Origin of the sequence: Luteibacter sp. UNC138MFCol5.1 (genome assembly GCF_900110505.1) — a bacterium.
In the GTDB taxonomy this organism is placed as follows: domain Bacteria; phylum Pseudomonadota; class Gammaproteobacteria; order Xanthomonadales; family Rhodanobacteraceae; genus Luteibacter.
The window spans coordinates 620,077-645,603 of sequence record NZ_FODZ01000001.1; the positions used below are offsets into that span (position 1 = coordinate 620,077).

The 25,527-nt window shown below is 67.0% G+C and carries 19 protein-coding genes; 14 read left to right on the plus strand and 5 right to left on the minus strand.

Features of this window, described 5'->3' with window-relative positions:
- Positions 1-334: 334 nt before the first annotated feature.
- From BMY69_RS02665 to BMY69_RS02680, 4 genes are all read left to right on the plus strand, one after another.
- Entirely contained in the window at positions 335-1,582 is a 1,248-nt protein-coding gene (locus BMY69_RS02665; RefSeq protein ID WP_090058536.1) for an efflux RND transporter periplasmic adaptor subunit, read from the plus strand.
- 70 nt (positions 1,583-1,652) lie between these two features.
- A complete protein-coding gene (locus tag BMY69_RS02670; protein ID WP_090175242.1) occupies positions 1,653-4,895 on the plus strand; it encodes an efflux RND transporter permease subunit in 3,243 nt (1,080 codons plus the stop codon).
- A gap of 136 nt (positions 4,896-5,031) precedes the next feature.
- Positions 5,032-8,154 (plus strand): efflux RND transporter permease subunit, encoded by a 3,123-nt coding sequence (locus BMY69_RS02675; RefSeq protein ID WP_090175243.1) that lies wholly within the window; start codon positions 5,032-5,034, stop codon positions 8,152-8,154.
- 201 nt (positions 8,155-8,355) lie between these two features.
- Positions 8,356-10,593: an NADP-dependent isocitrate dehydrogenase gene (locus BMY69_RS02680; protein ID WP_090175244.1), complete on the plus strand. Its 2,238-nt coding sequence runs from the start codon at positions 8,356-8,358 to the stop codon at positions 10,591-10,593.
- Between the two features lie 93 nt (positions 10,594-10,686).
- On the opposite strand, the gene BMY69_RS02685 is transcribed toward BMY69_RS02680, so the two are convergent.
- Together BMY69_RS02685 and BMY69_RS02690 are read right to left on the minus strand one after the other, a co-directional pair.
- Complete coding sequence (locus BMY69_RS02685) at positions 10,687-11,634, minus strand: aldo/keto reductase (RefSeq protein ID WP_090175245.1); 948 nt, start codon at positions 11,632-11,634, stop codon at positions 10,687-10,689.
- 65 nt (positions 11,635-11,699) lie between these two features.
- Positions 11,700-11,882 (minus strand): hypothetical protein, encoded by a 183-nt coding sequence (locus BMY69_RS02690; RefSeq protein WP_090058523.1) that lies wholly within the window; start codon positions 11,880-11,882, stop codon positions 11,700-11,702.
- A gap of 120 nt (positions 11,883-12,002) precedes the next feature.
- Between BMY69_RS02690 and BMY69_RS02695 the strand changes: the two genes are divergently transcribed.
- The 10 genes from BMY69_RS02695 to BMY69_RS02740 all read left to right on the plus strand — a co-directional run bounded on the left by BMY69_RS02695 (position 12,003) and on the right by BMY69_RS02740 (position 22,237).
- Positions 12,003-12,920 carry a LysR substrate-binding domain-containing protein gene (locus tag BMY69_RS02695; protein ID WP_090175246.1) on the plus strand — a complete coding sequence of 306 codons (918 nt, stop codon included), beginning with the start codon at positions 12,003-12,005 and terminating at the stop codon, positions 12,918-12,920.
- A gap of 216 nt (positions 12,921-13,136) precedes the next feature.
- Positions 13,137-13,610 carry a hypothetical protein gene (locus BMY69_RS02700; RefSeq protein ID WP_090175247.1) on the plus strand — a complete coding sequence of 158 codons (474 nt, stop codon included), beginning with the start codon at positions 13,137-13,139 and terminating at the stop codon, positions 13,608-13,610.
- 48 nt (positions 13,611-13,658) lie between these two features.
- Positions 13,659-14,141, plus strand: coding sequence for a hypothetical protein (locus BMY69_RS02705; RefSeq protein WP_090175248.1), 483 nt, complete (start codon positions 13,659-13,661; stop codon positions 14,139-14,141).
- 236 nt (positions 14,142-14,377) lie between these two features.
- Entirely contained in the window at positions 14,378-14,854 is a 477-nt protein-coding gene (locus tag BMY69_RS02710; RefSeq protein ID WP_090175249.1) for a hypothetical protein, read from the plus strand.
- 261 nt (positions 14,855-15,115) lie between these two features.
- Positions 15,116-15,595, plus strand: a complete 480-nt coding sequence (locus BMY69_RS02715; RefSeq protein WP_090175250.1) for a hypothetical protein — start codon at positions 15,116-15,118, stop codon at positions 15,593-15,595.
- A gap of 296 nt (positions 15,596-15,891) precedes the next feature.
- Positions 15,892-17,805 carry a hypothetical protein gene (locus BMY69_RS02720; RefSeq protein WP_143070370.1) on the plus strand — a complete coding sequence of 638 codons (1,914 nt, stop codon included), beginning with the start codon at positions 15,892-15,894 and terminating at the stop codon, positions 17,803-17,805.
- Positions 17,806-17,824: 19 nt separating this feature from the next.
- The gene (locus BMY69_RS02725; RefSeq protein ID WP_143070371.1) at positions 17,825-18,394 is read left to right on the plus strand and encodes a relaxation protein; all 570 of its coding nucleotides are present in this window, start codon (positions 17,825-17,827) and stop codon (positions 18,392-18,394) included.
- A gap of 272 nt (positions 18,395-18,666) precedes the next feature.
- On the plus strand, positions 18,667-18,846 hold the full coding sequence (locus BMY69_RS02730; RefSeq protein ID WP_090055963.1) for a hypothetical protein: 180 nt from the start codon (positions 18,667-18,669) through the stop codon (positions 18,844-18,846).
- A gap of 155 nt (positions 18,847-19,001) precedes the next feature.
- Positions 19,002-21,629 (plus strand): magnesium-translocating P-type ATPase, encoded by a 2,628-nt coding sequence (gene mgtA / locus BMY69_RS02735; protein WP_090175253.1) that lies wholly within the window; start codon positions 19,002-19,004, stop codon positions 21,627-21,629.
- 128 nt (positions 21,630-21,757) lie between these two features.
- Complete coding sequence (locus BMY69_RS02740; RefSeq protein WP_090175254.1) at positions 21,758-22,237, plus strand: hypothetical protein; 480 nt, start codon at positions 21,758-21,760, stop codon at positions 22,235-22,237.
- Positions 22,238-22,315: 78 nt separating this feature from the next.
- Here the strand turns inward: BMY69_RS02740 and BMY69_RS02745 are convergent, their stop codons facing one another.
- The 3 genes from BMY69_RS02745 to BMY69_RS02755 form a co-directional block, all read right to left on the minus strand.
- The gene (locus tag BMY69_RS02745; RefSeq protein WP_090175255.1) at positions 22,316-24,145 is read right to left on the minus strand and encodes a GGDEF domain-containing protein; all 1,830 of its coding nucleotides are present in this window, start codon (positions 24,143-24,145) and stop codon (positions 22,316-22,318) included.
- A 9-nt stretch (positions 24,146-24,154) separates the two neighbouring features.
- The gene (locus tag BMY69_RS02750; RefSeq protein ID WP_090055972.1) at positions 24,155-24,424 is read right to left on the minus strand and encodes a hypothetical protein; all 270 of its coding nucleotides are present in this window, start codon (positions 24,422-24,424) and stop codon (positions 24,155-24,157) included.
- Positions 24,425-24,513: 89 nt separating this feature from the next.
- On the minus strand, positions 24,514-25,287 hold the full coding sequence (locus tag BMY69_RS02755) for an SAM-dependent methyltransferase (RefSeq protein ID WP_090175256.1): 774 nt from the start codon (positions 25,285-25,287) through the stop codon (positions 24,514-24,516).
- Positions 25,288-25,527 lie beyond the last annotated feature (240 nt).

Here is a 25,527-nt window from a genome sequence, read left to right on the forward strand (position 1 = left end):
CGGAGAACCGCTCACGCATTGACTCCACTGGATTGGGGTGTGCCGGCCCCCTCCCCGGGATCCGGCTGCCTTCCGGCCGCTTCGCGGCGTCGAACTTCCCGAGTATAGCGGAACCTCCGGACGATTCAGGAGTCCGTCACGGCCGCGGTCGGGATGCGCCGATACATGCCGTCAGTCATGCTGTACCCCTGTCAACCGGCATTGTTCAATGCCGTTCCCCTAAACCTATATTGGCGCCGTCGAATGTTCACCGGAACCGGGTATAACCCCGGGTGGTGCAAGGCGCCGCGGTCGGAACTGGTAACCCGTCCGGTTATTCATCTGGGAGTTTTACATGTCGCGTTTTTGGAAGATCGCGCTGGGCGTCATCGTGGTTCTGGTGATCGCCGGCATATTCGTCGTTCCCCGCCTGGGCAACCATGGCGACGCGAACGCGCAGGGAGGCAAGGCGAATGGCGACGGTCAGGGGGCCGACCAGCCGCCGGTGCCGGTCACGGTCGTTCCGGTCGTCGCTCAGGACGTCCCGGTGTACCTCACGGCGACCGGTACCGCCCAGGCGCGTAACTCGGTCGTGGTGCGTCCCCAGGTGGGCGGCCAGCTCATGAAGCTGAACTTCCAGGAAGGCCAGGAAGTGAAGGCGGGCGACGTCATCGCCGAGATCGATCCGCGCACCATCCAGTCCCAGTACGACCAGGCCCAGGCCAAGCTGCGCCAGGACCAGGCCCTCGCGGCCACCGCCAAGAACAACCTCGAGCGTTCGCAGAACCTCGTCAGCAAGGGCGGCCAGCAGTACGTCTCCAAGCAGGATCTGGACAACCTCAAGAACACGCTCGACCAGGCCAACGCCACGGTCGTCGCCGACCAGGCGTCGATCCGCGCCTCGCAGGTGCAGCTGGGCTTCACCAAGGTCGTCGCGCCGATCGACGGTCTCGCCGGCATCCGCGCCGTCGACGTGGGCAACATCGTGTCCACCACCGATTCGATCGTCACGCTGACCGAGGTCCACCCGATCTACGTTTCGTTCAACCTGCCCGAGAAGAACCTCGACCTCGTCCGCACGTCGATCCGCGAGGACGTCGGCACGCCGCTGACCGTCGACGCGCTGGACCGCATCGATTCGCACGTGGTCTCGACGGGCAAGCTCGAGGTGATCGACAACACCATCGACACCACGACCGGCACGTTCCGCCTGCGCGCGATCTTCGACAACGCGAACACCGAGTTGTGGCCGGGCCAGTTCGTGAATGCCCGCCTGCAGGTGCGCACCGTCAAGGGCGGCCTCGTGGTGCCGGCGCAGGCGGTGCAGCGCGGACCGGACGGCGATTACGTCTACCTCGTGCAGGGCGACAACACGGTCAAGATGACGCCGGTGGAGACCGCCAGCGAGGTGGGCGACAGCCACGTGATGATCGGCAAGGGCCTGAAGCTCGGCGAGAAGGTGGTCACGGAAGGCCAGTTCCGCCTGAAGCCGGGCTCGAAGGTGCAGCCGCTGGCGCCGGGCCAGGTGCCCGCCGCGCCGACGGCCGAAGAACTGCAGAAGGCCAAGAAGGGCCAGGGTCGCCAGGGCGGACGCCGGGGCTGACAGCGCGCGGCGTGCCCGGTGACGGGCGCGCCGCCCACGGACCGCGAGGTCCAGACACCAGGATCAGACTGTGGGTTTCTCGACACTCTTCATTCGCCGGCCGATCGCCACCTCGCTCCTGATGGTGGCGGTGCTCCTGCTCGGCATCCTCGGCTACCGGCAGTTGCCCGTCTCGGCATTGCCGGAGATCGACGCGCCGAGCCTGGTCGTCACCACGCAATACCCGGGCGCCAGCGCAAGCACGATGGCGGCGCTGATCACCACGCCGCTGGAGCGCAACTTCGGCCAGATCTCGGGCCTCGCCTCGATGAGCTCCGACTCGTCGGCGGGCCTGTCGACGATCATCCTGCAGTTCAACATGGACCGCGACATCGACATCGCGGCGCAGGACGTGCAGGCGGCGATCAACCAGGCGCGCGGCACGCTGCCCAACAACCTGCCGTACCCGCCGGTGTACAACCGCGTCAATCCGGCCGACGCGCCGATCATGACGCTGATGCTCACGTCGGACACCCGTTCGCTGCGTGACGTCAACAACTTCGCCGATTCGATCCTCTCGCAGAAGCTCTCGCAGGTGCAGGGCGTGGGCCTCGTGTCCATCGCCGGCAACGTGCGTCCCGCCGTGCGCATCCAGGTGAATCCGGCCCAGCTGGCGAACCTCGGCCTGACGATGGAGGACGTGCGCAGCGCGCTCACCCAGGCCAACGTCAACGCGCCGAAGGGCACGCTTAACGGCAAGACGCAGTCCTACAGCATCGGCACGAACGACCAGCTCGCCGACGCCGCCGAGTACAAGGGCACGATCATCAGCTACAAGAACGGCGCACCCGTGCGCCTGTCCGACGTGGCGAACGTGATCGACGGCGTCGAGAACGACCAGCTCGCCGCGTGGGCGAACGGCAAGCCCGCCGTGCTGCTCGACATCCGCCGCCAGCCCGGCGCGAACATCGTGCAGACGGTGCAGCAGATCCGGCAGACGATCCCGGACCTGCAGAAGGTGCTGCCGGCCGACGTGAAGCTGGAGGTCTTCTCCGATCGCACGATCACGATCCGCGCGTCGGTCGAGGACGTCCAGTTCACGCTCATCCTGACGATCTGCCTCGTCGTCGCGGTGATCTTCGTCTTCCTGCGCCGCCTCTGGGCGACGGTGATCCCGTCCGTGGCCGTGCCGCTGTCGCTGATGGGTACCTTCGGCGTGATGGCCTTCGCGGGCATGTCGCTCGACAACCTCTCGCTGATGGCGCTGGCGGTCGCGACGGGTTTCGTCGTCGACGACGCGATCGTGATGATCGAGAACATCGTCCGCTACATCGAGCAGGGCCAGGACGCCAAAACGGCGGCCGAGGTCGGCGCGAAGGAGATCGGCTTCACGGTCCTGTCGCTGACCGTGTCGCTGATCGCCGTGTTCCTGCCGCTGCTGCTGATGCCTGGCGTCACCGGCCGTCTCTTCCACGAGTTCGCATGGGTGCTGACGATCGCCGTGGCGATCTCGATGCTGGTCTCGCTGACGCTCACCCCGATGATGTGCGCGTACCTGCTGAAGGCCGATGAGCTCCCGGACGCCGAAGACGCCCACGAGCACGCCGCCGCGGCGGGCAAGCACACCACCTGGTCGCGCATCGTCGAGGGCTACGGCCGCAGCCTCGACTGGGTGCTCGACCATCGTCCGCTGACCATGGTCGTGGCCGCCCTCACGGTCGCGTTGACCGTGGTGCTGTACATCGTGATCCCGAAGGGCCTGCTGCCCGAGCAGGACACGGGCCTCATCACCGCCGTCGTGCAGGCCGACCAGAACGTCGCGTTCCCGCAGATGGAGCTGCGCACGAAGGCCGTCGCGGATGCGCTCGCGAAGGATCCCGCCGTGTCCGGCGTGGCCGCGTTCATCGGTGCCGGCTCGGTGAACCCCACGCTCAACCAGGGCCAGATCTCGCTGGTGTTGAAGGATCGCGGCGACCGCGACGGTCTCGACGACGTGCTGCCGCGACTGCAGAAGGCGGTCTCGGGCATCGCCGGCGTCGCGCTGTACCTGAAGCCGGTGCAGGACGTGACGCTCGACAGCCAGGTGTCCGCGACCGAGTACCAGTACTCGCTGTCCGACGTGAACTCGGCGGAGCTGGCCGGGTTCGCGCAGCAGATGACGACGGCGCTGCGCAAGCGTCCCGAACTCGCCGATGTGGACAGCAACCTCGCCGACAAGGGCAACGCGCTCAAGCTCACCATCGATCGCGACAGCGCGAGCCGTCTCGGCGTGCCCGTGCAGACGATCGACGACACCCTCTACGACGCCTACGGCCAGCGGCAGATCTCGACGATCTTCACGCAGCTCAACCAGTACCGCGTCGTGCTGGAGGTGTCGCCGGAATACCGCACCAGCACCGACCTGCTCAACAAGCTCACCGTGCGCGGCAATGGCAACGGCGCCCTGACCGGTTCGAACGCCACCAGCTTCGGCCAGCTCGCATCGAGCAACTCGGCGACGCCAGCGGGCATCGGCAACACCGGCAACGTCGGCTTCCAGGTGGGCGCGGGCGGCACGATCCCGCTCGCGGCGCTCGCCAGCGCGGAAGTCACGAGCGCGCCGCTGGTCGTCAGCCATCTGCAGCAGCTGCCCGCGGTCACCATCTCGTTCAACCTGGCGCCGGGGTACTCGCTCTCGTCGGCGGTGGACGCCATCCACGAAGTGGAGAAGGAACTCGCCTTCCCGCCGCAGGTGCGCGGCCAGTTCATCGGCAAGGCGGCGGAGTTCTCGTCGTCGGTCGGCGACGAGGTGCTTCTGCTGCTCGCGTCCATCATCGTGATCTACATCGTGCTGGGCGTGCTCTACGAGAGCTACATCCACCCGCTGACGATCATCTCCACGCTGCCGCCCGCCGGCGTCGGTGCGCTGCTGGCCCTGCTGATGTGCGGCATGAGCCTGTCGGTGGACGGCATCGTCGGTATCGTGCTGCTGATCGGCATCGTGAAGAAGAACGCGATCATGATGATCGACTTCGCCATCGAGGCGAAGCGCACCGGCCTCAACGCGACCGACGCGATCCGCCGCGCCTGCCTGCTGCGCTTCCGCCCGATCATGATGACGACGGCGGCCGCGTTGCTCGGCGCGCTGCCGCTGGCGCTGGGCAACGGCATCGGTTCCGAGCTGCGCAAGCCGCTGGGTGTCTCGATCGTCGGCGGCCTGCTGCTCTCCCAGCTGGTCACCCTCTACACCACGCCGGTGATCTATCTGTACATGGAACGGTTCTCCGACTGGCTGGCCGAGCGCAAGCGACGACGCGCGCTGGCCCACGGCGGCGAACCCCACGTCGCGAGCTGATGGGGCCCCCGCTACACAACCGCATCTCGACCCTCATTCGCCGGGCGGCCCACCGCCCGGCGAAACCTTTTTCCGGCTGGCGCGTTAGGGATGGGATGCCCGCGCGCCGCCGCGCTCACCTAAGTCCCCGCATTCGATGAATATCTCCGGTCCGTTCATCCGCCGCCCCATCGGTACGTCGCTGCTGGCGATCGGCATTTTCGTGATCGGCATCATCTGCTACTCGCTGCTCGGCGTGGCCGCGCTGCCGAACATCCAGTTCCCGGCGATCTTCGTGCAGGCCCAGCAGTCGGGCGCGGACGCCAGCACGATGGCCTCCACGGTCGCCGCGCCGCTGGAGCGCCACCTGGGCCAGGTGCCCGGTGTCGAGTCGATGCGTTCGAACAGCTCGGAGGGCAGCACGTTCGTGCTGCTGTTCTTCCAGAATGGCGTGAACATCGACGCCGCGGCGCGCGACGTGCAGTCGGCGATCAACGCCGCGCAGCCCGACCTGCCCAGCGGCCTGCTCAGCGCGCCGTCGTACACGAAGGCCAACCCGAACGACGACCCGATCATCGTGCTGGCCCTCACGTCGGACTCGGTGGCGCCCACCACCCTCTACAACATCGCGGATTCGATCCTCGCGCAGCGGCTGCGTCAGCAGGAAGGCATCTCCACCGTGGAGATCGCCGGCAGCGCCACGCCGGCGATCCGCGTCGACGTGAACCTCCGCGCCCTCAATTCGATGGGCCTGTCGCCGGACCAGCTGCGCAACGCGCTGACGGCCGCCAACGTGACCTCGCCGCAGGGCTTCCTCACCGACGGCCAGACGACGATGGCCGTCACCGCCACCGACTCGCTGCACAAGGCGTCCGAGTTCGCGGATCTCATCATCGGCGTGAAGGACGGCGTGCCCATTCGCCTCTCCGACATCGCCAAGGTGTACGACGGTCAGCAGGACGCCTACCAGGCGGCCTGGTTCAACGGCCGGCCCGGCATCCTGATGTACGTCTACAAGAAGGCCGACGCGAACGTCATCGAGACGGTCGACCGGGTCAAGACGCTCATGCCCGTGATGCAGACCTGGCTGCCCGCCGGCGTGCAGCTGCATTCGTTTTTCGACGGCACGCCCACCATCCGCGCCTCGCTGCACGAGGTGCAGGCCACGCTCCTGATCAGCCTCGCCATGGTGATCATGACGATGGCGCTGTTCCTGCGCCGTCTGGCGCCGACGTTGATCGCGGGTCTCGCGGTGCCGATGTCGCTCGCCGGCGCGTTCATGGTGATGTACGCGTTCGGGTACACACTGAACAACCTCACGCTGCTCGCGCTGGTCATCGCCATCGGCTTCGTCGTCGACGACGCGATCGTGGTGATCGAGAACGTGATCCGGCACATGGACGAGGGTATTCCCCGCTTCGAGGCCGCGCTCCTGGGCGCGCGGGAGATCGGCTTCACCATCGTCTCGATCACCGGCTCGCTGATCGCCGTGTTCGTGCCGCTGCTGCTGGCGCCGGGCATCATCGGCATGTTCTTCAAGGAATTCACGGTGACGCTGGTCGCGGCGATCGTCGTGTCTGCCCTCGTGTCGCTCACGCTGACGCCGTCGCTCTGCGCGCACTTCCTCACCGCACACAAGGACGACAAGCCCGAGTCGCGCCTCGGCCGCGCGCTGGAGCGCGGTCACGAGCGCCTGCTCGGCCTGTACCGCGTCGCACTCGACTGGACCCTGCGGCACGCGTTGCTCATGGCGCTCACGCCGCTGGTGCTCGTCGCGGTCACATTCGTGCTGTTCGGCATGGTCAAGGGCGGCTTCTTCCCGCCGCAGGACACCGGCCTGATCGGCGCGCGCGCGACGTCCAGCTCCACGGTGTCGTTCGGGGAGATGAAGACGCGCCAGGCGCGCCTCACAGAGATGCTGCTGGCCGATCCCGCGGTGGAAGCCGTCGGCTCGCGCCTCGGCACCAGCCGCACCGGCTCCAGCGGCTTCTTCAACATCGAACTGAAGACGCGCGCCGAGGGACGCAAGGAAACGACGTTCGAAGTGCTGGACCGGCTGTCGGCCAAAGCCAACAAGTATCCCGACCTCAACCTCCGCCTGCGTCCGATCCAGGATCTTCCCACCGGCGGTGGCGGCGGCAACACGCAGGGCGGACAGTACTCGGTGTCGCTCAAGGGCGACGACCTCGCCGAGCTACAGGCGTGGGTGCCGAAGCTGGTCGACGCGCTGAAGAAGAACCCCATGCTGCGCGACGTCGGCAGCGACATCGACGCGCAGGGCCTGCGCCAGAACATCGTCATCGATCGCGATACCGCGGCCCGTCTCGGCGTCGCCGTCGGCGACATCGACGGCGCGCTCTACAACGCCTTCGGTCAGCGCGCCGTGTCCACGATCTACTCGGACATCAATCAGTACCGGGTGATCGTCAACGCGCTGCCGCAGATGGCGGCGACGCCCGAATCGCTCAACCAGCTCTACATCCGTTCGCGCTCCGGCGCGATGGTGCCGATGACCGCGGTGACCCGCCAGGTGCCCGGGCTGGCGCCGAGCCAGATCGTGCACGAGGACCAGTACACGAGCATGGGCATCAGCTTCAACCTCGCGCCGAACGTCAGCATGGGCGAGGCGATGGAGATCATCCAGAAAACGATCAGCGGCATGCGCCTGCCAGGCGACATCCGCCTCGACGCCGGCAGCGACTTCGGGCGCTTCCAGCAATCGCAGAGCGACATGCCCCTGCTGATCCTCGCCGCGATCGTCACGGTCTACCTGCTGATGGGCATGCTCTACGAGAGCCTGATCCATCCGGTGACGATCCTCTCGACGCTGCCGGCCGCCGGCGTGGGTGCACTCGCGGCGCTGGTGATCACGAACACGGAGCTTTCCGTCATCGCGATGATCGCGCTGGTGCTGCTGATCGGCATCGTGAAGAAGAACGCCATCATGATGATCGACTTCGCCCTCGTGGCGCAGCGCGAGCATGGCCTCGATTACCGCGGGGCCATCCGCGAGGCGTGCCTCGTCCGCTTCCGGCCGATCATGATGACCACCATGGTGGCCATCCTCGCCGCCGCCCCGCTGGCCATCGGCCTGGGCGAGGGTTCGGAACTGCGCCGTCCGCTGGGTATCGCCATGATCGGCGGGCTCGTGATCTCGCAGAGCCTGACGCTGCTCTCCACGCCGGCCCTGTACGTGATCTTCGCCTGCCTCTCCGAGCGCTGGAAGGCCCGCAAGGCGCGCCGCAAGGAGCGCCGCGCGCTGCGCGCTTCGCGTGCCTGAATCGCCGATCGCATCGGCGAAAGGCCGTGCGCCGGTCCCGGTTCGTGCCGGACCGGAAAAAGGTCTGTGCCGGCTGCTCGCTTCCCCCTCCGCCGCGTTCCGCGCCACAATGGGCGGGTTTCCGCTCGCCGGTGCGCCCCACGAGGCCTGCGCCGGCCGGCTCCATGACCTGGCCCACTCAAGCATAAGGCTCGATCGATCATGTCCAGCTCCCCCAAGATCATCTACACGCTCACCGACGAAGCGCCGTTCCTCGCGACCGCCTCCTTCCTGCCGATCGTCGAAGCGTTCGCGGGTACCGCGGGCGTGGCCGTGGAGACGCGCGACATCTCGCTCGCCGGCCGCATCCTCGCGCAGTTCCCCGATCGCCTGACCGACGCCCAGAAGATCGGCGACCACCTGGCGGAACTCGGTGAGCTCGCCACCACGCCGGAAGCCAACATCATCAAGCTGCCGAACATCAGCGCCTCCGTGCCGCAGATGAAAGCCGCGATCGCCGAACTGCAGTCGCAGGGCTACGATCTTCCGGATTACGTCGACGCCCCGGCGACCGACGCCGAGAAGGAAACGAACGCCCGCTACGGCAAGGCGATGGGCAGCGCCGTGAACCCGGTGCTGCGCGAAGGCAACTCCGACCGTCGCGCTCCGCTCTCGGTGAAGAACTACGCCCGCAAGCATCCGCACCGCATGGGCAAGTGGTCGTCCGATTCCAAGTCGCACGTCGCGCACATGGACGGCGGCGATTTCTACGGCAGCGAGAAGTCCGCCACGATCGAGAAGGCCGGCAGCCTGCGCATCGAGTTCACCGGCAAGGACGGCGCCACGAAGGTGCTGAAGGAAAAGGTCGCCGTGAAGGCGGGCGAGATCGTCGACGCGGCGGTGATGAGCCGCAAGGCGCTGGCGACGTTCATCGATGCGCAGATCGCCGACGCGAAGGCGAAGGGCGTGCTGTTCTCGCTGCACCTGAAGGCCACGATGATGAAGGTCTCCGACCCCATCATGTTCGGCATCGTGGTGCGCGAGTTCTACAAGGACGTGCTCGCGAAGCACGCCGATGCGCTCGCGAAGGTCGGTTTCGACGCCAACAACGGCATCGGCGATCTGTACGCGCGCCTGGGCAAGCTTGATGCGGACACGCGTGCCGCCATCGAAGCCGACCTCACCGCGGAATACGCGCAGCGCCCGGCGCTGGCGATGGTCAATTCGGACAAGGGCATCACGAACCTGCACGTGCCGAGCGACGTCATCGTCGACGCCTCGATGCCGGCGATGATTCGCGACTCGGGCGGCATGTGGAACGCCGAAGGCAAGCTGCAGGATGCCAAGGCCGTGATTCCCGATCGCTCGTACGCGGGCGTGTACCAGGCCGTGATCGAGGACTGCATCGCGCACGGCGCGTTCGATCCCGCGAGGATGGGCAGCGTGCCGAACGTCGGCCTGATGGCGCAGAAGGCCGAGGAATACGGCTCGCACGACAAGACCTTCCAGATCCCGGCCGACGGCACCGTGCGCGTGCTCGCCGACGACGGTTCCGTGGTGTTCGAGCACGCGGTGGAGCAGGGCGACATCTGGCGCATGTGCCAGACCAAGGACGCGCCGATCCAGGACTGGGTGAAGCTCGCGGTGCAGCGTGCGCGCCTGTCGTCGACGCCGGCCGTGTTCTGGCTCGACGCGAAGCGCGCGCACGACGCGCAGGTGATCGCGAAGGTCGAGCGTTACCTGAAGGACCACGACACCAGCGGCCTCGACATCCGCGTGCTGGCGCCGGTCGACGCGACGAAGTTCTCCCTCGATCGCATCCGCAAGGGTGAGGACACGATCTCGGTCACCGGCAACGTGCTGCGCGACTACCTCACCGACCTGTTCCCGATCATGGAACTCGGCACCTCGGCGAAGATGCTTTCCATCGTGCCGCTGATGGCCGGTGGCGGTCTGTTCGAAACCGGTGCCGGCGGTTCCGCGCCGAAGCACGTGCAGCAGTTCGTGGAAGAGGGTTACCTGCGCTGGGATTCGCTGGGCGAGTTCCTCGCGCTCGCCGCGTCGCTTGAGCACCTCGCCGAGCGCTACGACAACGCCCACGCGCGTGTGCTCGCGAAGACGCTCGACCAGGCGAACGGCCGCTTCCTCGACAGCAACAAGTCGCCCGCGCGCAAGGTCGGCGAGATCGACAACCGCGGCAGCCACTATTACCTGGCGCTGTACTGGGCCGAAGCACTCGCCGCGCAGGACGACGACGCCGAGCTGAAGGCGAAGTTCGCGGGCGTGGCCAGGGCGCTCGCGGAGAACGAAGCGACGATCAACGCGGAACTCATCGCCGCGCAGGGCAAGCCGGTCGAGATCAAGGGCTACTACCACCCGGACATGGCGCTGGTCAGCGCGGCCATGCGTCCGAGCCCGACGCTCAACGCCGCGCTCGATACCCTGAACGCCGCCCGCTGAGTATCGGCCTGTGGGAAGCGCGCTCGCGCGCGAAGGGTGCTCGCCGCGAGCGCCCGGTCGTGCACCGGCGCGCTTCCCACGAACCGGCGGGGATCACTCGTCCCCGGCCGCCTTCAGCTTCGCCAGCTCCGCCTCGCCGAGCGACAGCGATGCCGCCTTCGCCAGTTCGTCCAGCTGCGCCACCGTCGTCGCGCTGGCGATGGCCGCCGCGGTCGCCGGCTGCGCCATCACCCAGGCGAGGGCGACCTGGGCAGGCGTGGCGCCATGGGCTTCGGATACCTCGTCGAGGGCCCGCAGCACGCGATAGCCGCGCTCGTTGAGATACGCCTTCACCTTCGCCGCGCGCGCGGAACTCTTTTCCAGATCGGCCTCGCCGCGGTACTTGCCGCTCAGGAAGCCGCTGGCGAGCGAGTAGTAGCTGATCACGCCGACGTCCTCGTCGACGCAGAGCTTCTGCAGGCCGTCCTCGAAGCCCTTGCGGTCCATGAGGTTGTATTCGGGCTGGTTGGTCTCGTAACGCGCGAGGTCCTTCTCACGACTCGTCTTCAGCGCATCGCTCAGGCGTTCCGCCGAATAGTTGGACGAGCCGACGACGCGCACCTTGCCCGCCTTCACCAGGTCGTCGAACGCGCGGAGCGTCTCTTCGAGCGGTACCTTCGGGTCGTCCTCGTGCGACTGGTAGAGATCGATGTAGTCGGTCTTCAGGCGACGCAGCGAATCGTCCACGGCCTCATGGATGTTCACCGGCGACAGACCCGGATACCTGGCCCACTTGCCCACCTTGGTCGCGATCACGACCTTGTCGCGCTTGCCGCTGCGCGCCAGCCAGTTGCCGATGATGGTTTCCGATTCACCGCCTTCGTTGCCGGGCACCCAGGCTTCGTAGACGTCGGCGGTGTCGATGAGGTTGAACCCGTGGTCGACGAACGCGTCGAGCAGATCGAACGAGCGGGCCTCGTCGACGCTCCAGCCGAACACGTTGCCGCCGAACGCGAGGGGAGCCACCTTCAGCGGCGAACGGCCAAGTGGTCGAAGGGTCATGCGTCATCTCCGATGGGGTGGAAAACATCCATCATGACGCAAACGAAGTTCAGGCCGCGTGTCCGTCAGCAGGTGGCGCAGGCCGTTCGCGAAGGCACCACGGCTGCCGGTTCCTGGACGGGGCGGGGCGCCGCCTGCGGCGAGCGTTCGCGCGGGCGCGGGGCCTCGTCGCGACCAAGGCGAAGGACCAGTTCACGATCGACGATGTGGCCGTGCATGAACGCAAGACCGGTGAAAATCGATGCCATGGCAACCTCCCTCGGGTGACGTGTCGCAAGGGCCTGCGATTCAACGTGGGCTAAAGGGTGCACTTTCCGCGGGGGCGCAGAAAGCGATATGTTTGCAACCCGGCCTTGAGGATTATTCACATGTCCCGCCTGCCACTCGGTCTGCTTCAGGGGTTCGTCCTGGTCGCCCGCACGGGGAAGCTGTCGCGCGCGGCGGAGCAGCTCAACCTCACCGTCAGCGCGCTCAGCCACCAGATCCGCAACCTGGAGGAGCGACTTGGCCGCACGCTCTTCGACCGCGGGCCGCGCGGGGTCACGCTGACCGCGGACGGCGCGCATCTGCTGGAAGCCATCGGGCATCACTTCGAAGGCATCGAGCACGCGCTGGGGCGTTTCGAAGGACGGCACCACGACGCGGTCACGCTGAGCGTGCTTCCTTCCGTCGCATCGAGCTGGCTGGTCCCTCGCCTGCCGCGCCTGGTCGGCAAGCATCCTGAAATCGAACTCAGCCTGCACTCGTCGGTGTCGGTGGTCGATTTCGACCGCGAGCCGAATGTCGACGTGGCGTTCCGTTACGGCCTCGGCTCGTGGCCGCGCACGAAGGCCGAGCGTCTGTTCGACGAATACATCGTCCCGATCGCGAGCCCGTCGCTCGTTCGCCGCATGGGCGGCCTGCCCACGACGTCGCTCGACGGGTGGCCGTTGCTCGGCGATCCCTCCGGCCGCTGGAACGACTGGGCCGAAGCGTTCGGCATGCCGTTGCCGTCGCGCTACGTCGCGCGCTTCGACAACACCGAACATCTGCAACGCGCGGTGCTCGAAGGACTCGGCGTCGCCCTCGGCCGACTGGTCATGGCGCGCTCGCTGATCGAATGCGGCGCGCTGACCGTGTTGTGCAAGGAGCGCCTCCGCGTCGCGGAAGCGTATTACCTCGTCTACCCGAAACGCTCCGAGGCGCACGCCGGCGTGACACGGGTGCGCGACTGGCTGCTGGAGGAAGCGCGCGAGTACGAAGCCGGGCTGGTGGACACCGTGCCGGTACCCGTCGAGGTCGACTGACGCGCAGCCCAAAGTCGCCACCGCTGTCACGGCGTAGTTTGCTGAACGCTGGAAAATGCAAGGGCGATCATTCTCATACGCGCCTCGCGGCGCTCGTGTAGTCTCCGCATCCATGCCGGTGTGGGGAGCACACGGGCACGCGTAGCGAGGCCCGCCGGGCGCGCGCGCCGGTGATTCATGGAAGGGCGCGGCATCGCGTCCAGGCAAGGAGATCGCATGAGTTTCATTCCCATGCCGCGACGCGCGTACGACCCGGCGCGCGACATCCTCGTCCACCGCGGGAGGGTCGTGCCCGCCACGAGCGACATCGCGTCGACCCGCATCGAAGTCCACGTCACCCGGCGCGGACAGCCCCTCGCCGCCTGGGGCTTCGCATGCGACGTGTCGGAGACGAGGGGTTCCATCCGCCGCCACGTCCATCGCCTCGACCTCGAAAGCCTGCACGCGAACCTGCTGACGCGAGACATCGTCGCGCCCGACCTTGATGCACCGGCGTTCCTGCGCTACCTCGCCACCGGCACCGCCGCCGCATATCGCGCGCCCGGTCTCGACCGCGACGCGACCGAATGCGTCGTCACCGTAACCTGCGACGTCCTCGACCTTTGCGGCCTGCCCGCACCGCACGACGACGAACCGCCCGGCGGCTACGTGCTGGCACGCGCCGCGAATCCCGGTATGTGGTGGGACTGACGGGCCTGTTCGATGGATCCGTTGATCGGATGAAGTGAGGAGACATAGATGGGTTTTATCTTGAAGGGTCGAGCGGCGCACGACTCGCAACGGAATATCGACTTTGTTCCTGGCCGTATCGAGCCCATGGGCAATGACCGTACGTCGGTGGAGCTTCAGGTTCACGTGCGGTGTGAGGACGCATTCGTGACGCTGCTCGCTTTTTCCGGATCGGTCACCTTCGAGGAGTCGTTCGGTTATCGCTACAGGGTCGTCGTGACGCCGGATGAACTGGAGCATGCGATGTATTTTCGGGACGACATAGCTCGCGATCTGGAACCGTTCAAATACCTGATGCACGTCTGCGAGGGTGTGGCCCTTGCGTTTGGAAACCGTGGCGGAGCAAGGACTAAAACGGAATGCACCGTTGCGGTGCGGGAGGATGCGTTCGCAACCTCTGGTATCGCAGTGCCTCTGGACATGCCTGTAGCGGAGGGAAGCTACACGTTGGCGGCGTACTCGGACGACGCCTGGAGTGTGCGAGGTGACTAATTGGAATTCGAACGCGGTCCGCACGACGTTTCGCTCGGACCCGCCTCCAGTGTCCTCGTCGACACTCTCTCTGGATTCGATCGGATGCGACGCTCTTGGCGAACGTGCGGAATGGGGTGGCGGGAAACAACCTGCAGTCCACAAGCGGCATCCATCGCAATAGGTCGCTCTGGAAGGTAGGTCGCAGCATCGGAGACCTTTGCAGGTCATTCATTGGATGAAGTGAGGAAGTACAGATGGGTTTCGTTCTGAAGGGCGGATTGGCATACGATCCGCAACGCAACATCGAGTTCTCTCCCGGACGCATCGAGCCCATGGGCAACGATCGGACGGAGTTTCAGGTCAACGTGTGGCGCGGGGAGGCATTCGTGACGATGCTTGTCCTCGACGGATCGATAACCTTCGAGCAGCCATTCGGCTATCGCCACAAGGCCATCGTGACTCCGGTTGAGCTGGAGTTCCTGATGGACATCAAGAAAGAGATGGCGCCCGACCTGACGCCCTTTGAATACCTGACGTACATCTGCGAAGGAGTGGCGATCACTCTCGGAAACCGTGGCGGAGGAAGGGCCGGAACTGAGTGCACGGTGGCGGTGCGAAAGGATGCGTTCGTAGCGGTTGGTATGGCGGAGCCGACGGGGGTGCCGCTATTGGATGACAGCTACGTGTTGGCGACATTCGTGGATGAGGCCGGGGGTGTGCAAGATGGCTAGTCGGTATTCGGACGCGTTCCGCTTCCGGTGCTCTCGACGACGGCCTCTGGGTTCGCGGCGCCGCAACGTTACCCGGGAACGTCTAAGTAAGGGATGGGAAGCGTGAGTTGCCGACGTTGCTTCGCAGTCCATTAACGGAGCTCAAGAGTTCTGCGGTGCGGGTCGTGTGGGCAACGACGTATGTGTGGGTAAACGCCGAGGTCGCGATAGGCGCGTCTCTCGGTTCGAGGTTTCACTGAAAAAATGGAAGTATCAACGGATATGAGCTTTGTACTGATCGACTCCTCTGCGCATGACTTGCAGAGGGGAGTGAGCTTTAGTCGCGGTCGTACGGAGCCGCTTGGGGGTGATGGGTCGGCAACGCTGTTCGAGATTTACGTCCGGCGGGATACGGACGTCGTCGCGCTGTTTGGTTTTTCCGGATCCGTATCGTTCCAGGATGCGGCCGGTTACCGTTTCAGATTCGTCTTGGACGAGCACGAACTCGAGCAAGCATGCTGTCACCGCGCGGAAATTGCTCCGGATCTGGAGCTGTTCGATTACTTCCGACATCTCGCAGAGGGGTTGGCCCTCCTTTACGGAAGCGCGCGTGATGCTACGACTAAAAGGGAGTGCGTAGTCGTCGTAAAGGAAGAGGCTGTAGCCGCGTTCGACGTCCCCATGCCGACTGGTCTCGATCTTTCCACGGACGGATACCTTCTTTGCGAATACGTGGACGGGGCTATGCGGGGCCGGCTATGAAAAATACCTATGCCGATGCGATTAGAACCACCTTCCAATCAGCGACGAACGTCGAGGGCGGGTCGATCATCGACGAATCCAAAATGGAGCGGCTGATTTGTTACGCGCTGAACGATGGTTCAGGTGCTCGGGCTGGTGAGAGTCTCGCCGGGTTGGCATCACGAAAGCTAGCCCTCTTCCCCGCATCGCTGCCACCGGGGGTGAGGTACGTGGCATTCTCGGGTCGCGACAGACAAGGCAAAGCAAACAGCTACGCGGCGCAGTTGCACGTCAAGGGGTCCGCAAGGCGCGCGGGCATGATCGGTGAGACAGCATGGGGTCGCCTTGTCATCGATGCATCCAAGGATCCGGAAATATCTGTTGCCATCGACAAGATGCAGGATTTTCTGCACGTCGTCGGTGTCCAGCCAGCCTACGGCGACGCAACCGACGCCCTCATCGACACCCTCTGGAACTACGGCAGCGCTCCCTTCATGGAGAACGCCATCCGTAGCGGGTTGCCCATCATCGGCTTCGTCGATGGCGCGGATCCGGGGCGCGGGTATGCGCGGCACGAGTTACCGACGCTGCTGCGGAGTCCGTCGACGGTGTTCAACGGTTACGCGGTGCGGGACATCGTCGGCGATCCGCGTCGGTTCACGGCGGATGCGGCGGCGCAGTTCAAGGCGATGGAGTGGTCCGCGATCCAGGCGGTGACGCTGTACAGCGGCCGGCCGATCGCGGCGGCGGAGTTCCGTCGCATGGTGGATCTCGGGTATGGCTACGACGCGGCGAAGAACACGCTGTTCGGGCGCCCCGTGGACGACGTGATCCGGCGTCCGCTCGACGAGGTGGCGGAGCTCGGGCACCGGTGGACGCAGTGGCATGCGTCGCGTCAGGGACACGGGCATTACCGGTCGCCGCTGGAGGCCTGGCGGCGGATGACTCGCGATGGCGTGTTCGCGGACGACGTGCGCTTCTATCCCCTGGCGACGACGAATGCGCCGACCCAGGGCGATGCCGTGTTCTCGCACGCCGCGGGTCGCGCTCCCATGTCCGGCGGACGGGTGCTGGGCGCGCTAGGGCATTGGGGGCTCGCGCTGGACACCGTCGCGACGGCACGAGAGGTCGAAGCGCTGGATGCGGGCGCCAATGCCATGGGTGCGGACTCGGCGTTGCTGCACTTCGGCGGCCGTCACCTCGGTGCGTGGGGCGGCGCGGTGCTTGGCGCGAAGACGGCGGCGACGCTCGGCGCGGGTACCGGCCCGGGCGCGTGGGTGGCCGGAGCGGCGGGCGCGGTCGTCGGGGCGGCGTCGGGCGAGGCGGTGGCGCGTGCCATCGACGACGCCCGCGCGTTCCATCAGATGGATCGCGAAGGCCACCACTGGCGGATGGATGCGGCGCATCCGGAACGCGGGTGGACGCGCAGCGTCTCGCGCGTCGACCCCGACGCGCCGCGCCTGGCCGGTGTCGGGCACGGCTCGCCGGCCTACCGCACCGAGACGTTCCGGGCCACGCCGGATATCGCGAACGAACTCGACTACCGCGCCGCGGGCGTGCAGGTACAGCTCGCCCTCGCGCATCCGGAGCCACCGCGCGATCCGCACACGCTGCCGGCGGACGCCCGCGACACGCCGAGCCTGCGTGAGGCGCCATGGCAACGCAACGCCGTCACGGGTGCGTGGTCACGCGACGTGACCGTGGGTTACCTCGAGCACGGGCTGCCACGCATGCACCGAGAAGCGGCCTCGCCGGAACGCGCCGCGTCGCTCGACGCGGCGGCGCAGGCGATCGTGGCGGCGAACGCGTCGCGCACGCCCGAGGCGATCGCCTCGCAGTACATGGCGATGTGGCGGGAGCGGGGGTGGGACCGGTTCGGGCCGCCGGAAGCTGCGGCGATCGACGCCGACCGTGCACCCGTCACCGCGCGCGACTCCACGCGCGACGCGCCGGCGCCGACGGAACCCGCCCGCCCGGTCAGCCCCTTCGAGGCACGGCTGGACCGCATGCTGGATGCGGCGGCACGCGGGGACTGGAGTGCGTTCGGCGACGACGTGCGCGCCATGGCCTCGTCGCCCGTCGCGGAGGCCTTCCGCGAGCGCGCGGTGATGCAGGTGGACCACCAGGAACAGCTCGCGGCGCAGGAACGGCAACTCGCCGAACAGCAGCAGTGGATCGAGGTGATGAGCCAGCAGCAGACCCAGCAGATGTCGCGCGGACGTTCGCGCTGATCACGACAGGAGAGACACCATGGAAGAGCAACGGATGAATGCGCTGGCCGACAAGACGGCCGCGTTGATGGAGCAGTTCCGGCGGCAGGCCGCCGAGACGCAGCAGCGGTTCGAGGCCACGCAGCGCGTGCTGGACGACCTCGCCGGTACGGTGCCCGGCGTGGTGCGGCGCTCGGCGGACGACGTGCTGAGGACGGTGCCCGGTCGCGTCGTCGAGCAGCTCTCGGCGACGGTCGGGGACCTCGCCTCGGGGTACGAGGTGCGCCTCGCCGAAGCGTCCACGGCGGCGGCCGCCGCCGCGAACGGCGTGGCCGCGCAGCTGGCCCGGCTCGAGCGCCTGCATCGGCACCTCGTGTGGAAGGTCGTGGGCGTCGCCGGCGCGAGCCTCGTCACGCTCGGCGTGGCCACCTGGATGCTGGGTGCGCACTACGTCGACGAGATCCGTCAGAACCGCGTGCAGGCCGACCTGATGCGGGTGATCAATACCGCCGATGTCATGCTCTGCGAGGGTCGTCTCTGCGCGAACGTCGAGGCCAGGGGCCCGAAGTTCGGCGAGCGTGGCGAGTATCGCCCGGTACGGCCGCGCTGACCGTTCGCGGGCCTTGACCGGCCCGCGTTGCGGCGCGACAATTCCCCGGCTACCCGGCGGCATTTCGCCCGGTGGCACCCTCCTTACCTTATTCAGGCATATGGACGTCTACCCTAGTCGACGCGCCGGCTCCCGCACGCATCGGGTCCCGGCGCTGGCAAAACTCATCGCCCGCGGCGACCGCACCCGGTCGGCCGGCGCTTTCCTCCACTAGGGAAAGTCCGGCTCTCCTCGTCGGAAGCTGCGAGCTTCCGTTATCCGAGGATCGAGCCATGAATCTCCAGATCGAAAAGACCGGGCCGCGCATGTTCGGCCGCCGTCTCGCCTTCGCACTCGCCCGTCGCCGCGCCACGGCCGCCGTGCCGGCCAAGCGCACGATCACCGTGCCGCGTTCGCTCGAAGGTGCCGAAAGCCCGGCGAAACCGGTCGATGGCAAACTCCAGCAGCCATGAACTGCGACATAGACAGTACGGCGCGGCCCGAGCCGTCCGCCGTCCCTTTGCATAGCGATACCGAACGTCGGCTTCCCGCCGGCGCGCCCGCCTTCGGCAGCTAGCCGCGGGGCGCTCGCGCCTGTCCGGACCGCCGTCCGGAAAGGTAGCGAGCCATGAAGACCCACACCTCGCAGGCGGCCGTCGCCGCCCGTACCTACGCCATCGCCAGCGCGGACGCCTACCGTCCCGCGGACGAACTCCTGCGTGCGCTGGACACGCGTCCGGACGGCCTCGACGAGGCCGCCATCGCCGAGCGCCTGGATCGCGACGGCATCAACGAAGTGGGCCACGAGAAGCCGCCGCACTGGTCGATCCAGCTGCTGCACGCCTTCCGCAACCCCTTCATCATCGTGTTGCTGGTGCTCGCGGTCGTGCAGCTGGTCACCGAGCCGGACGATCTCACGGGACCTACCATCATCGCGGTGATGGTCGGGATCAGCGTGCTGCTTTCCTTCACCCAGGAATTCCGTTCGTCGCGCGCCGCGGAGAAGCTCAAGGCGATGGTGCGCAACACGGCGACGGTGACGCGCCGCGCCGATGACGGCCATGCGGAGCGCATCGAAGTACCCGTCGAAGAGCTCGTCGCGGGCGACATCGTCCATCTCGGCGCCGGCGACATGGTGCCCGCCGATCTGCGCCTGCTCGCGGCGAAGGACCTCTTCATCAGCCAGGCGATCCTCACCGGCGAGTCGATTCCGGTGGAGAAGGTCGCGCCGAACGGCGCCGCGACCGCGGACGCGTCATCGGGCCCGCTCGACCTGCCGACGGTCTGCTACATGGGCACCAACGTGGTGTCGGGTACCGCGACCGCCGTGGTGCTCGCCACCGGCGCGCGCACCTATCTCGGGTCGCTCGCGCACACGTTGTCGGGCGAGCGCGTGCAGACCAGCTTCGATCGCGGCATCTCGTCGGTGAGCTGGCTGCTGATCCGCTTCATGGCGGTGATGGTCCCGATCGTCTTCGTGATCAACGGCTTCGACAAGCACGACTGGCTGCAGGCCTTCATGTTCGGCCTCTCCGTCGCGGTGGGCCTGACGCCCGAGATGCTGCCGCTCATCGTCACCGCCAACCTCGGCAAGGGCGCCATCGCCATGTCGAAGCGCAAGGTGGTGGTGAAGCGCCTGAACGCGATCCAGAACTTCGGCGCGATGGACGTGCTGTGCACGGACAAGACCGGCACGCTGACGCTGGACAAGATCGTGCTCGAGCGGCACGTCGACCTCGCCGGCGGCGACTCGGACGAAGCGCTCGACTACGGCTACCTCAACAGCCGCTTCCAGACAGGCCTGCGCAACCTGATGGACAAGGCCGTGCTCGCGCATCGCGACCTCGAGCCCATGGCGGGGCGCTTCCGCATCGTCGACGAGATCCCGTTCGACTTCCAGCGACGCCGCATGTCGGTGGTGGTGACCGACGGGCAGGGCGAGCAGCTGCTGGTCTGCAAGGGCGCGGTGGAGGAAATGCTCGCGATCTGCACGGAGGCGCGCACCGGCGATGTCGTCGAGCCGATGACCGACGAGAAGCGCGCGGAGATCCGCGCGATGACCCGTCGCCTCAACGACGACGGCCTGCGCGTGCTGATCGTCGCGATCCGTCGCGACGCGGCGGCCGACCGTGCGTATGGTGTCGCCGACGAGGCGGGCCTCACGGCCGTCGGATGCCTCGCCTTCCTCGACCCGCCGAAGGATTCGGCGGCCACGGCCATCCGCGCGCTCCACCACCACGGCGTCGCGGTGAAGGTCATCACCGGCGACAACGAGGCCGTCACCCGGAAGATCTGCGCCGAAGTGGGCCTCGACGTCGCCTCGTCCGCGCAGGGGCGCGACATCGAACAGCTCGACGACGACGCGCTCGACGCCATGGTCGAGACCACGACCGTCTTCGCGAAGATGTCGCCGGTGCAGAAGGCGCGCGTCGTGAAGTCGCTGCAGCGCCGCGGGCACACCGTCGGCTTCCTCGGCGACGGCATCAACGACGCGCCGGCGCTGCGCGAGGCCGACGTCGGTATTTCGGTCGACACGGCGACGGACATCGCCAAGGAGTCGGCGGACATCATCCTGCTCGAGAAGAACCTGATGGTGCTGGAGGAGGGCGTGGTGGAAGGCCGCGTCACGTTCGGCAACATCATGAAGTACATCAAGATGACGGCCAGCTCGAACTTCGGCAACGTGTTCAGCGTGCTGGTGGCGAGCGCGTTCCTGCCGTTCCTGCCGATGCTTCCGCTGCAGATCCTCGTGCAGAACCTGCTGTACGACCTCTCGCAGCTGTCGATTCCGTTCGATCGCATGGACGAGGAATACCTGCGCGAGCCGCGCAAGTGGGACGCGGGCGACATCGGCCGCTTCATGGTGTGGATCGGCCCGGTGAGCTCGGTGTTCGACATCACCACCTTCTGGCTCATGTGGCACTACTTCGGCGCGACCGACGTCGCGCACCAGTCGCTGTTCCAGTCCGGCTGGTTCATCGAGGGCCTGCTCTCGCAGACGCTGGTCGTGCACATGATCCGCACGCGGCGCGTCCCGTTCCTGCGCAGCATGGCGTCCGCACCGGTGCTCGCGCTGACGGGCGCGATCATGGTGATCGGCGTGCTGATCCCCTATTCGGGCCTGGGCGCGCGTATCGGCATGCATCCGCTGCCGGGCATCTACTTCGCCTGGCTCGCGCTCACGCTGGTCAGCTACTGCGTGCTGACGCAGGTGGTGAAGACGATCTACATCCGTCGTTACGGCACCTGGTTGTAGCGGCGGGGAAGGCGCGCTCCTACGTCTGCCCGGTCGGGTGCGCTACGGATTCACATGGGCCGCGATGGACATACGTCCATCGCGCGAAAACGTCTCATAGGTGCTTCACCAACGAAGGAGACACCGCGATGTTCCGAAAGACCCTTGCCGCCGTCCTGTTCGTGATTCCCGCCGCCGCGTTCGCGCAGACGGCGCCGACCGCGCCGCGTTACGTCGACGCGATCGACTGGCCGGCCTCCGAAGCGGGCATGGATCGCTTCTTCAACGCCGAGGTCAAACTCGGTGCCGGCTTCGACAAGATCTGTGGCGACACGTTCTGCGAAGGCGAATACCCCAACGTCCGCCCGATGCAGCTGCGCTGCTCGGTCGACACCACCAAGGGCACCATGAAGCAGTGCCTCTGGCTGTTCTCGGGAAGCACCGCTTCCGTCAATGCCAAATCCGGCGCGGTGCAGACCACGGCGAAGCTCTTCAAGTGCAAGCTCCTTCTGGCGAAGGACACGCCGGTCGAGTCGTTCTACCAGGTCATGGAAGGCGACGATCCGCTCAACGCCAAGCTGCCGATGACCAACCGGTCGGTTTACGACGGCCTGATGGGCTGCCTGTAACGTCCTGAAACCGATTGATCGGGTGTTCCGATGATCGAAGCGCACGCCGTTCGCCGGCGTGCGCTTTCTTTCGCATGCTCAGGGGCTTGCCACCCGGATCGTCGGCACCGGCCGGCCGATCGCAGGCGCGCGTGACGGGATCTGCGTTTCGTTCAGGGTCGCCAGGATCACGCGGTCGCGCCCCTCGTCCTTGCCGCGATAGAGGGCGTCGTCGGCGACGACCAGGAGGCGATCGAGATCGTGTCCCAGGCGCGCGGTGCACGCGACACCGAAGCTCGCCGTGACGCGCGCGCTCGACGGCGACCCCGCGGGCGGCACGGCGATCGCGGCGCGAATCAGTTCGGCGCGGCGCATGCCCGCCGATTCATCGGCCCCGGGCAGAAGGATCGCGAACTCCTCGCCACCCAGACGCCCGAAGACGTCCTCCCCAAGGAGATGGTCGCGGCATTCGGCGACGACGCGCAGGAGCACCCAGTCGCCTTCGGCGTGGCCGAACGTGTCGTTGATCAGCTTGAAGTGATCGAGATCGAAGAGGATCAGGCACGACGGCCTTCCTGCCTTGCGGGCGGATGCCAGGGCCTGCCCCGCGCGTTCGACGAAGTGCTGGCGGTTGCTGATGCCGGTCAGGCTGTCGCGACGCGCAAGCCGCATGAAGCGGACCTGCGCGCGCTTGGTGCGGACGAGCCAGAGCGCGATGGCGGCCACGATCATGAGCAACAGTACGATATAGAGCCGGCTGCTCTCCATCGAACGGCGATCGACTTCGCGTTGCAGGTGCAGGATCTGGTTCTGCCGGTCGAGGGCGTCGGTCTCCATGCGGCTCGAGGCGACCTGCTGCTTCACCGACTCATAGGCCAGTGCGCGCGCGGTCACGTCGTCGAGATAGCCCTTGTCCGCCTGCATGTAGCGCTCGAGCCATTGCGTCGCAGCCTCGAAATCGCCGCGTTGCTTCGCCACGAGGTACAGCGTGCGCAGGGCCACCGCGAGTGGCTCGGAATACTCGCCGGACGACGAACTGGCGACTGCGGCGCGCGCGTATTTCTCGGCGATGTCGAGATGCCCGACCTCGCGATGCGCCTGGCCAAGCAGCGACTCGACCTGGGAGGTGAGGATCGAGTACTGGATGCCGAGGATCTGCTGGTAGTGCGGTTCAAGCGTCGCGATCGCGACGGCCGGCCTGCCTCGCGCCAGCGCGCTATCGGCGATGTCCGCGCGCAGTGCATTCGCCACGAGCGATTCGCCGACCGCCGTGCACTCGGCGATCCCCTTCGCAAATCGCGGATCGTCGCCATCGACGCGCTTGCCGCGATACAGGGCATGCATCTTAATGAACGACCGCTTGCAGGCGTTTTCACCCGACGGCGTTTCCTGGATGGTCCGGTCCGCGTATTCGGCGGCGAGGTCGTACTGCCCCGCGGCGGTGAGCATCTGCGCCGCTTCCGCCAGTCCCTGGTAGCGCGCCTGCGGATCGACGATGTCCGGTAGCGTGTCGATCAGGTCGGTGAGCCGCGAAAACGCTTCTCGGTAACGGTGGCCGTTGCCGAGGATGTTCACCAGCGTCGCCGTCGCACGGAAACGCAGCGTCTTGTCGGGCGATCCGCCGATCACGGCTTCGAGCAGGGGTACCGCTTCTTCATAGTTGCCAGCGTACGTGGCCTGCCACGACTGCAGGTATTGGAGGTGCGCGCGTTGGGCAGGAGTCAGGCTGGCGGCGCCCCGGCCAAGTCGCTCGATCGTCGCCGCGAAGGCGGCATGGGCCGATGTCTTCGTCGCGTCCGCGCCGGCGAGCGTCGCCGACGCGTCTTCCCCCGGCGCGACCTGCGCCGCCGCCGCACTCACGAACAACGCGCCCGCCAGCGATACGATCGCAAGCCGGAGGTTGCACGCGAAACGGAGACGGCGTTTCACGGCGGAAGATCAGGCGGTATGGCGACGCAGGCGCACGGACGCCTCTTCGTCGTCCTCCTGGTCCTGCTGCTCCTCGGGTTCGTCTTCCATCAGGATGGCGTAGAAGACACCCGGCGCGATGCTGTGACGCAGCGCGAGGGCATCACCGGAAACGATCGCCTGCGCGGCGTCGTCTTCGACGGCCGCATCGGCGAGCTCGCGGGCAAGGTGGTCCGGAGTGGCCGTGCGCAGACTGGCGTCCGCGCCCATGCGCTCCAGAAAATCGATGACGTTCGACATGGCATTCCCCTTTGGGTGCGCCGACCGCCCCCTGCGGCCCGCGCGCTTTCCGATCATAGCGCGCCTTGCCTCCGCTCGCAGTGAAGGGGTCACCCTGGGCCGTCGATGGCCGCCAGGCGCGCGCGGATGTCGGGATCGGACGCGAGTACACGGCACGGCGGGATGGCCAGGGTCTCCGCCATCCCGAGCGGCGTCCCGGGCAGGGCGGAAAGCGGAATGTGCTCGATCCGCGGCCGTTCGAAGGGCAGGGTGGGGGCCCGGTAGACGATCGCCCGGTGGTCCCGCGGGTAGTCGCGTGCGAGCACGTCCACGAGGATCCCCAGACGGCGCGGGTCCGTGTCGAAACGCCCTTCGCCGAGATCCCCGGTCAGCCCGACCTGCCACAGGATCAGCCAGGCCGCGGTGTCGACGACCCGGCGGTGGAGCATGAACTGGGTGGCCCCGTAGTGCTGGCACCCGACGCGACCCGGGTCGAGGCCGAGGTCCGCGTACAGGCAATCCTCCGACGAGACGCCCGGCTCCATCAGTGCATCGAAACCCTCGGCGCGTGCCCGCGCGATCGCATCGTGCGGCGCCTGGGCGAACACCCCAGGATGCCCGTAGAACACCCCGCAGACGCGTCGTCCGGCACGAACCTCCGCGAGCATGACGTCCGCCATCTCACGATAGGTTTCGCCGCGCGGCTTTCCCTCGGCATAGAGCGGCTGCAGGCTGCGAACGTCGGCGTGCATCCGCCGCACCCAGGCTTCCACGACACCGTCGGACACGCCGACGAACACGACGTCGGCCGATGCGATGTGGCTCCGCGCCAGCGGCGTCAGATGCGAGCCCAGCGTCATGCCAAGGCCGACGCAGGCCAGCATGCCGCGTTGCGATTCCGTCATTCGTTACCCCCAAACCCCGTCCGGGCAATGGTAGCGCAGGGTTGCGGAGGCCCGCCGGCGCGCACCCGGGCGCGATGCTTTCCTGGAAGGTGGTCGCGACGCCGATCGCGGCCAGGTCCGCTCCAACGGAGGCAGGTTGGAGCGCACCTGGGCGCGATGCTTTTCGTGGAAGGTGGTCGCGACGTCCAATCGCGGCCAGGTCCGCTCCAACGAAGGCGG

What these genes read in the sequence shown, in the direction of transcription:
- BMY69_RS02665 (WP_090058536.1), top strand. Translation starts at nt 335, where the DNA reads ATGTCGCGTTTTTGGAAGATCGCGCTGGGCGTCATCGTGGTTCTGGTG.
- BMY69_RS02675 (WP_090175243.1), top strand. Translation starts at nt 5,032, where the DNA reads ATGAATATCTCCGGTCCGTTCATCCGCCGCCCCATCGGTACGTCGCTG.
- BMY69_RS02680 (WP_090175244.1), top strand. Translation starts at nt 8,356, where the DNA reads ATGTCCAGCTCCCCCAAGATCATCTACACGCTCACCGACGAAGCGCCG.
- BMY69_RS02685 (WP_090175245.1), bottom strand. Translation starts at nt 11,634, where the DNA reads ATGACCCTTCGACCACTTGGCCGTTCGCCGCTGAAGGTGGCTCCCCTC.
- BMY69_RS02690 (WP_090058523.1), bottom strand. Translation starts at nt 11,882, where the DNA reads ATGGCATCGATTTTCACCGGTCTTGCGTTCATGCACGGCCACATCGTC.
- BMY69_RS02695 (WP_090175246.1), top strand. Translation starts at nt 12,003, where the DNA reads ATGTCCCGCCTGCCACTCGGTCTGCTTCAGGGGTTCGTCCTGGTCGCC.
- BMY69_RS02700 (WP_090175247.1), top strand. Translation starts at nt 13,137, where the DNA reads ATGAGTTTCATTCCCATGCCGCGACGCGCGTACGACCCGGCGCGCGAC.
- BMY69_RS02705 (WP_090175248.1), top strand. Translation starts at nt 13,659, where the DNA reads ATGGGTTTTATCTTGAAGGGTCGAGCGGCGCACGACTCGCAACGGAAT.
- BMY69_RS02710 (WP_090175249.1), top strand. Translation starts at nt 14,378, where the DNA reads ATGGGTTTCGTTCTGAAGGGCGGATTGGCATACGATCCGCAACGCAAC.
- BMY69_RS02715 (WP_090175250.1), top strand. Translation starts at nt 15,116, where the DNA reads ATGAGCTTTGTACTGATCGACTCCTCTGCGCATGACTTGCAGAGGGGA.
- BMY69_RS02720 (WP_143070370.1), top strand. Translation starts at nt 15,892, where the DNA reads ATGATCGGTGAGACAGCATGGGGTCGCCTTGTCATCGATGCATCCAAG.
- BMY69_RS02725 (WP_143070371.1), top strand. Translation starts at nt 17,825, where the DNA reads ATGGAAGAGCAACGGATGAATGCGCTGGCCGACAAGACGGCCGCGTTG.
- BMY69_RS02730 (WP_090055963.1), top strand. Translation starts at nt 18,667, where the DNA reads ATGAATCTCCAGATCGAAAAGACCGGGCCGCGCATGTTCGGCCGCCGT.
- mgtA (WP_090175253.1), top strand. Translation starts at nt 19,002, where the DNA reads ATGAAGACCCACACCTCGCAGGCGGCCGTCGCCGCCCGTACCTACGCC.
- BMY69_RS02740 (WP_090175254.1), top strand. Translation starts at nt 21,758, where the DNA reads ATGTTCCGAAAGACCCTTGCCGCCGTCCTGTTCGTGATTCCCGCCGCC.
- BMY69_RS02750 (WP_090055972.1), bottom strand. Translation starts at nt 24,424, where the DNA reads ATGTCGAACGTCATCGATTTTCTGGAGCGCATGGGCGCGGACGCCAGT.
- BMY69_RS02755 (WP_090175256.1), bottom strand. Translation starts at nt 25,287, where the DNA reads ATGCTGGCCTGCGTCGGCCTTGGCATGACGCTGGGCTCGCATCTGACG.